This is a genomic window from Variovorax sp. CF079, from assembly GCF_900101545.1.
In the GTDB taxonomy this organism is placed as follows: domain Bacteria; phylum Pseudomonadota; class Gammaproteobacteria; order Burkholderiales; family Burkholderiaceae_C; genus Variovorax.
The window spans coordinates 216,310-229,068 of the sequence record NZ_FMZU01000005.1; the positions used below are offsets into that span (position 1 = coordinate 216,310).

The 12,759-nt window shown below is 67.9% G+C and carries 14 protein-coding genes; 9 read left to right on the top strand and 5 right to left on the bottom strand.

The window, feature by feature from the left end; genetic code table 11:
- Nucleotides 1-82 precede the first annotated feature (82 nt).
- Nucleotides 83-673, top strand: coding sequence for a dihydrofolate reductase family protein (locus BLS74_RS08550; RefSeq protein ID WP_093104477.1), 591 nt, complete (start codon nucleotides 83-85; stop codon nucleotides 671-673).
- Here BLS74_RS08550 and BLS74_RS35045 read toward each other — a convergent pair.
- The 4 genes from BLS74_RS35045 to BLS74_RS08565 form a co-directional block, all read right to left on the bottom strand.
- Complete coding sequence (locus BLS74_RS35045; protein WP_244503800.1) at nucleotides 661-828, bottom strand: hypothetical protein; 168 nt, start codon at nucleotides 826-828, stop codon at nucleotides 661-663. The genes BLS74_RS08550 and BLS74_RS35045 overlap by 13 nt on opposite strands.
- 253 nt (nucleotides 829-1,081) lie before the next feature.
- On the bottom strand, nucleotides 1,082-1,822 hold the full coding sequence (locus BLS74_RS35050) for a hypothetical protein (protein WP_244503801.1): 741 nt from the start codon (nucleotides 1,820-1,822) through the stop codon (nucleotides 1,082-1,084).
- Nucleotides 1,823-1,931: 109 nt separating this feature from the next.
- Nucleotides 1,932-3,146, bottom strand: a complete 1,215-nt coding sequence (locus BLS74_RS08560; RefSeq protein ID WP_093104479.1) for an MFS transporter — start codon at nucleotides 3,144-3,146, stop codon at nucleotides 1,932-1,934.
- A gap of 81 nt (nucleotides 3,147-3,227) precedes the next feature.
- Nucleotides 3,228-5,252, bottom strand: coding sequence for an acetoacetate--CoA ligase (locus tag BLS74_RS08565; protein ID WP_093104480.1), 2,025 nt, complete (start codon nucleotides 5,250-5,252; stop codon nucleotides 3,228-3,230).
- A 99-nt stretch (nucleotides 5,253-5,351) separates the two neighbouring features.
- On the opposite strand from BLS74_RS08565, the gene BLS74_RS08570 reads away from it, so the two are divergent.
- Genes BLS74_RS08570 through fahA form a run of 7 tightly spaced genes read left to right on the top strand, consistent with a single transcriptional unit; the run spans nucleotide 5,352 to nucleotide 11,449 of the window.
- On the top strand, nucleotides 5,352-6,044 hold the full coding sequence (locus BLS74_RS08570; protein ID WP_244503802.1) for a TetR/AcrR family transcriptional regulator: 693 nt from the start codon (nucleotides 5,352-5,354) through the stop codon (nucleotides 6,042-6,044).
- Entirely contained in the window at nucleotides 6,041-6,985 is a 945-nt protein-coding gene (locus BLS74_RS08575) for an ABC transporter substrate-binding protein (RefSeq protein WP_093104482.1), read from the top strand. The genes BLS74_RS08570 and BLS74_RS08575 overlap by 4 nt, the downstream gene beginning before the upstream one ends.
- The gene (locus tag BLS74_RS08580) at nucleotides 6,982-7,758 is read left to right on the top strand and encodes an ABC transporter ATP-binding protein (protein WP_093104483.1); all 777 of its coding nucleotides are present in this window, start codon (nucleotides 6,982-6,984) and stop codon (nucleotides 7,756-7,758) included. The genes BLS74_RS08575 and BLS74_RS08580 overlap by 4 nt, the downstream gene beginning before the upstream one ends.
- Nucleotides 7,751-8,521: an ABC transporter permease gene (locus BLS74_RS08585; protein ID WP_093104485.1), complete on the top strand. Its 771-nt coding sequence runs from the start codon at nucleotides 7,751-7,753 to the stop codon at nucleotides 8,519-8,521. The genes BLS74_RS08580 and BLS74_RS08585 overlap by 8 nt, the downstream gene beginning before the upstream one ends.
- Nucleotides 8,518-9,291, top strand: coding sequence for an ABC transporter permease (locus BLS74_RS08590; RefSeq protein WP_093104487.1), 774 nt, complete (start codon nucleotides 8,518-8,520; stop codon nucleotides 9,289-9,291). The genes BLS74_RS08585 and BLS74_RS08590 overlap by 4 nt, the downstream gene beginning before the upstream one ends.
- 17 nt (nucleotides 9,292-9,308) lie before the next feature.
- The gene (locus BLS74_RS08595) at nucleotides 9,309-10,118 is read left to right on the top strand and encodes a cyclase family protein (protein ID WP_093104488.1); all 810 of its coding nucleotides are present in this window, start codon (nucleotides 9,309-9,311) and stop codon (nucleotides 10,116-10,118) included.
- A 5-nt stretch (nucleotides 10,119-10,123) separates the two neighbouring features.
- On the top strand, nucleotides 10,124-11,449 hold the full coding sequence (fahA, locus tag BLS74_RS08600; RefSeq protein ID WP_093104698.1) for a fumarylacetoacetase: 1,326 nt from the start codon (nucleotides 10,124-10,126) through the stop codon (nucleotides 11,447-11,449).
- Between the two features lie 5 nt (nucleotides 11,450-11,454).
- On the opposite strand, the gene BLS74_RS08605 is transcribed toward fahA, so the two are convergent.
- Entirely contained in the window at nucleotides 11,455-11,913 is a 459-nt protein-coding gene (locus tag BLS74_RS08605) for a VOC family protein (RefSeq protein WP_093104490.1), read from the bottom strand.
- A 129-nt stretch (nucleotides 11,914-12,042) separates the two neighbouring features.
- On the opposite strand from BLS74_RS08605, the gene BLS74_RS08610 reads away from it, so the two are divergent.
- Nucleotides 12,043-12,747: a phosphatase PAP2 family protein gene (locus BLS74_RS08610; protein WP_093104491.1), complete on the top strand. Its 705-nt coding sequence runs from the start codon at nucleotides 12,043-12,045 to the stop codon at nucleotides 12,745-12,747.
- Nucleotides 12,748-12,759 lie beyond the last annotated feature (12 nt).

The window sequence follows — 12,759 nt, forward strand, 5'->3', positions numbered from 1 at the left end:
CAAAGACTGCTTGCATTTTCGTATCGATCTTTCGATACTGCAACTGCTTGCATTTCGCAATCAATAATTCAAGGAGACCGGCATGAGAAAACTCATCCTGCAGATGCAGATGTCGCTGGACGGCTATGTCGCCGCCGCCAGTCCGGCGCTCGACTGGCAGGTCTGGAACTGGGGCGAGGACTGGAACTGGGACGACGAGCTCAAGCGCGACTTCAACGCCGTCTTCGAATCGATCGACTGCATCCTGCTCGGCCGCAAGATGGTCGAGGAAGGCTATCTCGACCACTGGGGCCGCGTGGCGCAGAACCATCCTGCGGATCCGCACTACGCCTTCGCACGAAAGATCGTCGAGACGAACAAGGTCGTTCTCACGAGCAAGCTCAAGGCATCGAAGTGGGATCGCACCGAGATCGTCCGCGGCAGCATGGTCGACGAGGTGAATGCGCTGAAGCGCCGGCCCGGCCGCAACATCATCGCCTTCGGCGGCGTCGGCTTCGCGTCTTCGCTCGTTGCCGCGGGCCTGGTGGACGAGTTCCAGTTCTTCGTGAATCCGACGGCCGTCGGCAGCGGGCGTTCGATCTTCGAGGATGCACACACCGAAGGCCCGCAGCTCCAGCTGATCGGGTCGGCCTCCTACGACTGCGGCATCGTCGTCAACCGCTACGCGCCCTGACCGACTCCCGCTGCCTGCAGCAGTCCGCGCGCGTAGCCCAGCGCGAAGGCCATGAAGCGTTCGCGGTTCTCGTCGAGATCGGACACCGGCACATGGTCGGGGCACAGCAGCCCCTTGTAGCCGCCGCGCTGGTAGGCCTTGACGGCCTCGAACATGTGTCGACGTCGCCCTCGTCCGGAAACACCTCCTGGAAATCGAGGTACCCGCCGCGGATGTTGCGGAAATGGACCATGAAGATGCGGCCGGCGGAGGCGAACTCCTCGATCACCGGGATCATGTGCTTGCCCGGCTCCCTGCACATCTCGGCCACCGTGCCCTGGCAGAAGTTGAGGCCGTGGTTCGGGCTCGGGCTCAGCGCAAGAAACTTGCGAATGCCGTCGGCCGAGCCGACCACGTGCTCGATGCCGTTCAAGCCGCCCACCGGATAGGCCGGGTCGTGCGGATGGCAGGCCAGCCGCACGCCGGCTTCGTCGGCCGCAGGCACCAGGCCCTCGACCAGGAACTCGATCGCATCCCAGCCGGCCTTCTCGCTGACCGGCGGCACCTCGCGCGCCAGCTTCTGCCCGCAGAGCATCGCAGCCTCGGCATCGCCTTCGTCCCGCGCCGGCGCCGGGCCGCCCCAAGGCGGCGCGCCCCCCTCGGGGGCGTCGTCGGTATGTTCGACGCCTGGGGGCTGACTTGACTTGTGGGATAGCCCACGCCCCAGTACGAATGCTTGCGGTCGTCCTCCGCCGAGTACTCGGCGTGGACGAAGCCGGAGTTCTGCGCGCCGCCGCGTCCCGGCTTGAGGCCGGTGCGCGTGATGCCCACCATCTGGACGTTGTACTTGAGGCAGCCGATGCCGGCATCGGCCGCCTTGCAGATGTTCGCAGCCAGCGTGGCGCGCTGCTTCTTCGCGCCTTCGAGGTCGACCAGCGAATCGAGCAGGATGGAGCCGACATCGAGCGCAATCACGTCGAGCTCGAGGCCGAAACCCTCGACCCATTGGCGGTAGTCGGCCAGCTTCCTCGCGTCCCATTCGCTCACGCCGCCGCGGGCCGAGACCAGCTCGGTGCCGCGGTTGTCGAGCACCACGTGCTCGACGCCAAGCTGGGTCGACAAACGCAGGCGGCGCTCGTCGGGGTTGAGCAGTTGTTCGCTGATGTACATGCTTGTCTCCGTGCGTGCACATTCTGGAACGCGCCCTGCCCACGGGCCAAGACGCAGACGGAAGTTCAGCGAGACGGGCAACCGCCGCGCCCCACTCCGCGGGACGGAATCAGCGGCCCGCGCTCGCAGCGACCGCGCGCAAGCTGCCGCGCTCGCTCGCCAGCGACCAGGCGAACACGCCAAGCCCCGCCAGCGCGAGCAAGGCGCCCACCCAGCCGGTCGAGGTCCAGCCCAGGCCGGCCGTGATGGCGGCGCCGCCGAGCCAGGCGCCCAGGGCATTCGCCGTATTGAAAGCCGAATGATTGAGCGCGGCGGCCAGCGTCTGCGCATCGCCGGCCACGTCCATGAGCCGGATCTGCAGCGCCGGGCCGATGGCAACGATGGTGCCGATCAGGAACACGTTGAGCGCCGCGGTCGCCACGTGATGCGCGGCGAAGCTGAAGGTGGTCAGCACCAGCGCCGCCCAGACCAGCAGGCCGCCGATGGTGGGCATCAGCGCCTTGTCGGCGAGCCGGGAGCCGACCAGGTTGCCGCCCACCATGCCGAAGCCGAACAGCGCGAGCACCAGCGGCACGCCGGCCACGGGCAGACCCGCCACTTCGGTGAGCGTGGGCTTGATGTAGCTGAACACCGAGAACATGCCGCCGAAGCCGATCGCGCCGATGCCCAAGGTGAGCCAGACCTGCTTGCGCTTGAGCGCCCCCAGTTCTCGCAGCGGGCTGGCGCCCGAGGGCGCGGCCAGGTCCGGCAGGTCGCGGCGCAGCATCACCATCGCGAGCACGGCGATCAGGCCGACGAAGACGAAGGCGGCGCGCCAGCCGAAGAGCTGGCCCAGCCAGGCCGCGATGGGCACGCCGACCAGCGTGGCGCCCGTGAGTCCCAGCATCACCAGGCCGACGGCGCGTGCGCGGCGGTCCGGCGGCGCCAGCGCGGCCGCCACCAGCGCTGCGACGCCGAAGTAGGTGCCATGCGGCAGGCCGCTCGCGAAGCGCAGCAGATTGAGCGACAGGTAGCCGGGCGCGAGGGCGCTGGCGAAATTGCCGAGCGCGAACACCGCCATCAAGGCGATGAGCAGCGCGCGCCGGCGCCAGCCGGCGGCCAGCACCGCGAGCACAGGCGCCCCGATCACCACGCCCAGCGCATAGGCGCTGATCACGTGGCCGGCCTGCGGAATGCTCGTGCCGATGTCGCGCGCCACCTCGGGCAGGAGGCCCATGATGACGAATTCGCCGGTCCCGATGGCGAAGCCGCCGACGCCGAGCGCGAGCATCGCGCGCACGAAGCCGGGCGCAGAGGCGGAAGAAGGCAGGGAGGGTGCGGACATGGCGGCGCGGTCGCGAATTAGGGGTTAACCCTAGGTCACGCGACCTTAGCACGCCCGGCTGTTATTTGCTGCGCTGCGGCATCAATGTCCTATTTCGGCATTCCGCGCCTGCGCATGCCGCACGGCGAAGGCCACGTACCACTCGAGGCTGCCCGGATTGGCCATGGCCTCGCGGTTCACCACCTTCTCGATCGGCTGGCCCAGCAGCAGCTTCTTGATCGGCAGCTCCTGCTTCTTGCCCGAGAGGGTGCGCGGAATCTCGGCCACCTGGAAGATGTCGTTGGGCAGGAAGCGCGGCGAGAGCTGCGTCTTGATCGCGTGGTTGATCTTCGCGCGCATCGCATCGTCGAGCGCGACGCCGGGCCGCAGCACGACGAAGAGCGGCATGTAGCTTTCGCGGCCGAGGTACTCGAGATCGACCACCATCGAGTCGAGCACTTCGGGCAAGCCTTCGACCGCGCTGTAGATTTCGCTGGTGCCCATGCGCAAGCCTTGGCGGTTGATGGTCGCATCGCTGCGGCCGTAGATGATGCAGCCGCCGTCTTCGCCGATCTTGATCCAGTCGCCGTGGCGCCAGACACCCGGGTAGGTATCGAAGTAGCTGGAGAGGTAGCGCGCATTGCCCTCGTCGCCCCAGAAATAGAGCGGCATCGAGGGAATGGGCTGGGTGCAGACCAGTTCGCCGACCTCGCCGATCACCGGCTGGCTCTGCTCGTTCCAGGCCTCGACCGAAGCGCCGAGAAAGCGGCACTGCATCTGGCCCGGCACCTCGGGCAGTTCGCGGTTGCCGCCGACGAAGGCGCCGCAGAAATCGGTGCCGCCCGAAATGTTGTACCACCAGACGGCGGGCGAGCCGGCCGCGAGCACCTGCGCCGTGCCCCAGCGCTGCACCTCCTCGGACAAGGGCGAGCCGGTGCTGCCCAGCGCACGCACGCGCGAGAGATCGCCGCAGTCTTTGGCTTCGACGCCGGCCTTCATGCAGCTCGCGAAATAGGCCGCGCCGGCGCCGAAGAAGCTGACCCGGTGCCGCGCGACGAAGCGCCAGAGTACGCCCCAGTCGGGCTTTTCCTTGCTGCCGGCCGGATTGCCGTCGTAGATGCAGATGGTCGCGCCGAAGGCCAGGCCCGAGAGCTGCGAGTTCCACATCACCCAGCCGGTGGAGCTGTACCAGTGGTAGCGCTCGCCGAAGTTGTTGGCGCTGTAGCTCGGACCCAGGTCGTGATGCAGGCCGCAGGCGTACATGTTGACGAGGATGCCGCCCTGCCCGTGCACGATGGGCTTGGGCAGGCCGGTGGTGCCGCTCGAATAGACGATCCAGATCGGATGTTCGAACGGCAGCCACTCGGGTTCGAAGGCCGCAGTCTGCGCATCGTCGCGCGCGACCGCGGCGGCCCAGTCGCGCTCGGCCGCGATCTGCTTCGCAGCGAAGGGCGTTCGCAGCAGCAGCAGCTTCTGGACGCTGGGCAATGCCGCGCGCAGTTCCTCGATCACCGCGCTGCGGTCCAGCGCCTTGCCGCCGTAGTACACGCCGTCGGCCGCGATCAGCACCTTGGGCTCGATCTGGCGAAAGCGGTCGACCACCGCGGCCGTTCCCATGTCGGGCGCGCACACGCTCCACACTGCGCCGATGCTCGAGCACGCGAGGAAGGCGATCATGGTCTCGGGCACGTTGGGCATGTAGGCCGCCACGCGATCACCGTGTGCCACGCCGAGTTCGCGCAAGCTCAGCGCGCAGGCGGCGATCTGCCGGCGCAGCTCGGGCCAGGACATCTCGCGCACTTCGCCCAGCTCGTTCTCGCTGACGATCGCCGGCATGCCCGCCGCATGCGCCGCATCGGCATGGCGCAGCACCTCGCGCGCGTAGTTGACCTGGGCGCCGGGAAACCAGCGCGCGCCGGGCATGCGCGCGTCGGCCAGCACGGCGCTTGCGGGCGTGGGCGACTGCATGTCGCTGAAATCCCAGATGCTCTGCCAGAAGGCTTCGAGATCGCTGACCGACCAGCGCCACAGCGCGTCGTACGAATCGAAGTTCAGACCGCGCTTTTCGCGCAGCCAGTTTTGATAAAGACGAATCTGGGGAATGAAGGGGGCGGATGTTTGAGTCACCTCCGCAGCCTAACGCGCCGGTGGACCCGGCTTCAATGCGGGAAAGCACAGGGTTTGTACGAGTGTTCAACAAGTTTGTACGCTTGTTCAATACCCGCCATGGTTCAACGTGTGCAGCGCGCTACTTCCGTTCGGCCTGACCGCCGGCAGGCGATTCTTCTCGCGGCCGAGAAGCTATTCGCGCAGCACGGCTACCACGCGGTGACGATCCGCCAGATCGCCGACGAGGCCAGCGTGCCGCTCGCGCTGGTGGGCTACTACTACGGGCCGAAGCACGAGCTTTTTCACGCGATCTTCGAGCACTGGAGCCACACCATCGAGGAGCGGCTGGCCGGCCTGCGCGCGGTGCACAACGACCCTCATGACCCGCAGACGCTGCCGCGCATCGTCGAAGCCTTCACCGGCCCGGTGCTGGCGCTGCGCGCGAGCGCCGAAGGCGAGTACTACGCGCTGCTGGTGGCGCGCGAGCTCTACCACGCGACCGAGGAAGCCGACCGCGTGCTGCGCGGCTACTTCGATCCGCTGGCCGAGGCCTACATCGACGCGCTGCATATTGCGCTGCCGCATGCGACGCGCGGCCAGGCCGCATGGGCCTACCAGTTCGCGCTCGGCACGCTGCTGCATCACCTGAACGACAACCGCATCGAGCGGCTCTCGCGCGGCGAGAACCGGCGCAGCGATCCGGCCGTGGCGCCGATGCTCGTGAACTTCATCGTCGGCGGCCTGCGCGCCGCGCTGCCGCGACCCAAGGCCTCGCAGAAGAAACCCACCCCCAGGAGACAAAAGACATGATGAAACGACGCACCCTGTTGTCGGCGCTCGCCGCCGCCTCCGCGACCGCGGCACTGCCTGCGCGCGCGCAGGCCAACACCAAGATCGTGTTCGGCTACACGGCCGTGACCGACTTCGCCTCGGTCTTCGTGGCGGCCGAAGAGGGCTACTTCAAGAAGCGCAACCTCGACGTCGAGCTCAAGTTCATTCCGCTCAACTCCACCATCCCGGCTGCGCTGCAGTCCGATTCGCTGCAGATCGGCGGGCCCACGCCTTCGGTGTTCCTGCAGGCGGTCGACGGCGGGATGGACCTGGTGCTGGTCGCTGGCGGCGGCCTCACTTCGAAGACCATCACCGGCTTCGGCCTGGTGGCGCGTGCGGGCTCGGGCATCAAGAGCGCGCAGGACTGCGTGGGCAAGAAGATCGGCGTGCCGGGCCTCGGCGCCTTCCTGCACGTGACCTTCCGCGCCTACCTGAAGGACCAGGGCGTGGACTACCGCAAGGTCAACTTCGTCGAGGCCTCGTTCCCGCAGCATGCCGACCTGCTGCGCGGCGGCTCGGTCGATGCGGTGGTCTCGGCCGATCCTTTCATGAGCCGCATCACCGACAGCGGCGCGGGCTACGTGGCCTCCTACTACTCGACCTTCCTGCCCGAGGGCAACCAGACCATCGTGCATGCGGCCAAGCGCGAATGGGTGGCGAAGAACCCGGCCGCGGCACGCGGCTTCCGCGAGGCGGTGCAGGAAGGCGGCGCCTTCATGCAGCAGCCGAAGAACGATGCCAGGGTGCGCGCGAGCATCGGCAAGTACATCAAGCTGCCGCCCGAGGTGCTGGCCAAGGTGCAGATCTCGCCGCCCGGCCCGGTGGTGACCGACAAGCAGCTCGCCTACTGGGTCGGCCTCATGAAGGAGCAGGAGATGCTCAAGACCCCGATCGACGTTGCCAGGCTGGTCGCGAAGTGAGGCCGGATTTCCTCGCCATCGACGGCGTGCGCATTTGCTATGGCGCGCGCGAGGTGCTGTCGCCTACCTCTTTCGAGGTAGCGCGCGGCGAGTTCGTCTGCATCGTGGGCCCGAGCGGCTGCGGCAAGACCACGCTGCTGCGCGCGGCCAGCGGCCTCGTGCGCGCCAGCGCCGGCGAGGTGCGGCGCAAGGGCAAGCCGATGAACGAGCCTTCGCGCGAAGTGGCCTTCGTGTTCCAGGACTACGGCCGCGCGCTTCTGCCCTGGCGCACGGTCGAGGGCAACGTGAGCCTCGCGCTCGAAGCGGCCGGCGTGCCGGCGAGCGAACGCGCGCCGCGCATCGCCGAAGTGCTGGCCAAGGTCGGCCTCGCGGCGCATGCGCAGAAGTTTCCGGTGCAGCTCTCGGGCGGCATGCAGCAGCGCGCGCAGATCGCGCGCTGCCTCGCGCAGAAGCCCGAGCTGATGATGATGGACGAGCCCTTCGGCGCGCTGGATGCGCTGACGCGCCAGGGCCTGCAGGACGAACTCGCGCGCCTGGTGCGCGAAGACGGGTTGACGGTGCTCTTCGTCACGCACGACCTCGAGGAAGCCATCTACCTCGGCGACCGCGTGATCGCGCTGCAGGCCGATCCCGCGCCGGGGCGGCCGAGCCTGGCGCGCATGATCGATGTGAAGATCCCGCGGCCGCGCGACCAGCTCACGACCAAGGAGCATCCGGAGTTCCTGCATTTGCGGCGCGAACTGTTTGCCTTCATCGAGCAAGGCCATGACTGAACGCCGTGCGTTGTCACTGCTGCGGCCCTGGGTCTTCCCTGCCCTGCTGCTCGCCCTCTTCGAGTGGTATGCGCGCCGCGCCGCCGCACAGGGCAGCGATGCGCTCGCGCCGCCGAGCGCCGCGCTCAAGGCCTTTGCCGGTGCGGCCGTCGACGGCTCTCTGTGGCAGGCCACCGGCTTCACGCTCGGCACCGCGGCCCTCGGCCTGCTGCTCGGCGCCGTGCTCGGTATTGCGCTGGGCATCGTGCTGGGCTTGTCGCGGCGCACCGCGCAGTTCGGCCTGCTGTCTATCGAGGTGCTGCGTCCCATCCCCTCCGTCGCGCTGATTCCGCTTTCGATGCTGATGTTCGGCTTCGGCGTGCGCATGGAGCTGGCCATCGTCGCCTTCGCCGCCTTCTGGCCGATGCTGATCCTCGTCCAGTCGGCCGTGCAGCAGGTCGAGCCGCGCCTCTTGGAGGTGAGCCGCGTGCTTGGGCTTACGGCGCGCGAGCGGGCCTGGAAGATCGTGCTGCCCGCGATCGTGCCGCGGCTCTTCGTCGCGCTGCGGCTCGGCGTGGCGGTGGCGCTGGTGGTGGCCGTCACGGTCGAGATCGCGGCCAATCCCAACGGCATGGGCTACGCGATGATGATCGCGCAGCAGAGCTTCGACCCGCCGCTGATGCTGGCCTGGCTGGGCTGGATCGGCGTGGTGGGTTTTGTCATCAACGCGGCGATGCAGCGGCTCCAACGCTGGGTGGCGCGGCGCATGGGAGTCGTGCAATGAGCCATCGCTTCACTGGATGGCTCGGCTCGGCCGCGGTGCTCGCGGCGCTCGTCGCGCTGTGGTGGACCGCAAGCAACGCGGGCTGGGTCAGCCGCGTGTTCCTGCCGACGCCCGAAGCGACGCTCGCGAGCCTGGCCGAAGGCCTCAACCTGCGCGGCAGCGGCAGTGGAGAGCTGCTGGTCTTCACCATTGCCACCGTGCGCCGCATGCTCGAAGGCTGGCTGTTGGCCTCGCTCTTCGGCGTGCTGCTGGGCGCCGCCATCGGCATCTCGCCCGCGGTGCGCGCCTGGGTGCAGCCGACGCTGGAATTCATCCGCCCGCTGCCGGCCTCCGCGCTGCTGCCGCTCGCAATCTCGATCTTCGGCCTCAACCCGGGCATGGTGCTCTTCGTCGTCGCCTTCGGCGCGATGTGGCCGGTGCTGCTGGCCACCGTGCACGGCTTCGCGGCCATCGAGCCGCGGCTCGCCGAAGTGGCGCGCTGCCTGCAGATGCCGCGCGCGGCCTTCGTCTGGAAGATAGGCCTGCCCAACGCGATGCCCGACATCCTGGCCGGCATGCGCTTGTCGATGACCATTTCGCTCATCGTCGCCGTGGTCGGCGAAATGATCGCCTCGCAGAGCGGCCTGGGCCAGGCCATCCTGCTCGCGGCGCGCGCCTTTCGCGCGAGCGAGCTCTTCGCCGGCATCGTGCTCCTGGGCCTGATCGGCTTCGCGAGCAATGCCCTCCTGGCCCTTGCCGAAAAGAAACTGCTGCGCTGGCAGCACCCCTGAAGAAAAGGAACCCCGCCATGACCCGCAAATTCGTCGACCTCTCGATCTTTCTCGAAAACGACGTGCTCTCCGATCCGCCCGCCTTCGCGCCCAAGATCCAGTACTTCACGCACGAGCAGACCTACGAGCAGATCGAGCCTTTCTTCCCCGGCTTGAAGCGGGAAGACCTGCCCGACGGCGAAGGTTGGGCCGTGGAGTTCGTGCAGCTCTCCACGCACAACGGCACGCATCTCGATGCGCCCTACCACTTCCACTCGACCATGGACAAGGCGCTCGGCGAGAAGAAGCCCGCGATCGCGATCCACGACGTGCCGCTCGAATGGTGCTTCCAGCCCGGCGTGAAGCTGGACTTCCGGCATTTCGAGGACGGCTATGTCGTGACGGCCGACGACGTCGACGCCGAGCTCAAGCGCATCGGCCACACGCTGAAGCCGCTGGAGATCGTGGTGGTCAACACACGTGCCGGCTCGCGCTACGGCCACGGCGACTACGTCTCGGCCGGCGCGGGCATGGGCTACGAAGCGACCATGTACCTGCTGGAGCGCGGCGTGCGCCTCACCGGCACCGACGCCTGGAGCTGGGATGCGCCCTTCGTCCACACGGCCAAGAAGTACGGCGAATCGAAAGACGCCTCGCTGATCTGGGAAGGCCACAAGGCCGGCCGCGACATCGGCTACTGCCACCTCGAAAAGCTGCACAACCTCGAGGCGCTGCCGGCGGATGGCTTCTTCATCAGCTGCTTTCCGCACAAGATCCGCGGCGCCTCGGCCGGCTGGACGCGCGCGGTCGCGATCTTCGACGACGCGCTGATGGCCACCGTGGGATGAACATCATGACGACGACGCTCAACCACACGCACGATGCCAGCGCCCGCAGCTGGCTGGCCTCGGCCAACGCCGAAGGCAGCGACTTCCCGATCCAGAACCTGCCCTTCGCGGTGTTCCACCGTACCGGAAGCCGCGAGCCCTACCGCGGCGGCGTCGCCATCGGCGACCAGGTGTTGGACCTCGCGGCACTGGCCGCGGGCCGGCAATTGGACGGCGCGGCGCTCGATGGCGCACGCGCCTGCGCGCAATCGGCGCTCAACGACTTCTTCGCGCTCGGCCCCAGCGTGTGGCGCGCGCTGCGCCATGGCTTGTTCGCGCTGCTCAAGGACGATGCGCCGAAGGAAGCGGCCGAGGCCGTGCGCGCCTGCCTGATCCCGCAGGCCGAGGCCGCGTTCGCATTGCCCGCGCGCATCGGCGACTACACCGACTTCTACACCTCGATCGACCATGCGCTCAACATCGGGCGGCTGCTCAAGCCCGACGATCCGATCACGCCCAACTTCCAGTGGATCCCGATCGCCTACCACGGCCGCGTCTCGACCATCGGCGTGAGCGGCCAGCAGTTCCACCGGCCGATGGGACAGACCATGGCGCCCGGCGCGCAAGCGCCGACCTACGGCCCTTGCGCGCGGCTGGACTACGAGCTCGAGCTCGGCATCTACATCGGCCAGGGCAATGCGGCCGGCGCGCCGATTCCGCTCGAGCGCGCGGAGAACCACATCTTCGGCATCTGCCTGCTCAACGACTGGTCGGCGCGCGACATCCAGTTCTGGGAGATGGCGCCGCTCGGCCCTTTTCTGGCCAAGAACTTCGCGACCACCGTCTCGCCATGGATCGTGACGCTGGAAGCGCTGGCGCCCTATCGCCAGGCCTGGGTGCGGCCGGCCGATCATCCGCAGCCGCTGGCCTACCTGGAGAGCGAAGCCAATCGCGCAAGCGGCGCGCTCGACATCCGGCTCGAGGTCTGGCTCGAAAGCACCAAAGCCCGCGCCGAGGGCAGCAGCCCCTCGCGCCTGTCGGCCACCAGCTTCAAACACCAGTACTGGAGCATTGCGCAGATGGTCGCGCACCACACGGTGGGCGGCTGCAGCCTGAACGCCGGCGACCTGTTCGGCAGCGGCACCATCTCGGGCCCGGGGCCCGGCGAGGCCGGCGCGATGATCGAACTCACGCGCGCCGGCCAGGCACCGATCGCGCTGGCCGACGGCGAACAACGCGGCTTTCTCGAGGACGGCGATGCGGTGCTGCTGCGCGGCTGGTGCGAGAAGCCGGGCCATGCGCGCATCGGCTTCGGCGAGAGCCGCGGGACGGTGCTGCCGGCGCGGGGCTGAAGGGCTCAGCCGCCGTCGTAGGCCTTCTTCAGCGCCGCGATGTCCAGCTTGGACATCTTCATCATGGCTTCCATGGTGCGCTGCGCCTTGGCCGGGTCCTTGTCCTGCAGCATGGTGCCCAGCGCATTGGGTATCACCTGCCACGAGAGGCCGAACTTGTCCTTGAGCCAGCCGCAGGGCTGCGGCTCGCCGCCGCCCTCGGTGAGCCGGGTCCAGTAGTTGTCGATCTCTTCCTGCGTCTCGCACTTGATGAAGAAGGAGACGGCCGGCGTGAACTGGAACATCGGCCCGCCGTTCAGGCCCATGAACTCCTGTCCTTCGAGCTCGAAGCTCACGCCCATCACCGTGCCGCCGGGTCCGGGGATCACATTGGTGATGCGCGAATTCTTGAAGATGGCGGTGTAGAACTTCGCGGCCTCTTCGGCCTTGCCGTCGAACCACAGGAAGGGAGAGATCTTCTGCATGGGATTCCTTTCGAAAGGACCGTAACTGAACTTGAAGGTTCAGTATCTGATTTGGGCCGGGCACTTGTCAAGGGCCCGCTCAGGCATGATCGACCCGGTCGAAACATCAACGCCCCGATCGACCCTCACATGGCGCCCTCCCCTCCACAGACCTGGACCGCCGACATCGGCCTGCGGATTCGCCGCCACCTGGCACTGAAGATCGTCGGCGTCACGGTGTTCACCTGGCTCTTCTTCATCGGCTACTTCCACATGCTGCGCCACCCGGACTTCGCGGTCACGGTGATGCCGCTGACCGCGCTCGACCACCTGATCCCGTTCCAGCCGCAGGCGCTGGTCGCCTACTTTTCGCTCTGGCTGTATGTGGGCGTCGCGCCCGGGCTGCAGCTGAGCTTTCGCGAGCTGGTGGTCTATGGCCTCTGGGTCGGCGCGCTGTGCCTGACCGGGCTGGGCCTGTTCCATTACTGGCCGACGCAGGTGCCGCTCGCGGCGCCGGCCTCGGACTTCCCGGGCTTCGCGCTGCTGCAGGGTGTGGACGCGCCAGGCAATGCCTGCCCCTCGATGCATGTCGCGGTCGCGATGTTCACCGTCATCCGCATCGACGACGTGCTGCGCCGGGCGCGCACACCGGTCTTCGTGCGCCTCTTGAATTGGCTGTGGTTCGCCGCCATTGCCTGGTCGACGCTGGCGATCAAGCAGCACGTGGTGCTCGATGCGCTGGCCGGCGCGCTGCTCGGCATCGCCTTCGTGCTGCCCTCGCTGCGCTGGCGGCCCGGCCCGCAGCGCGTGGCCCGCGCCATTTTCGGTCGAGCGGATATCATTCCCCATCGATGAGGCCAGGGCCGG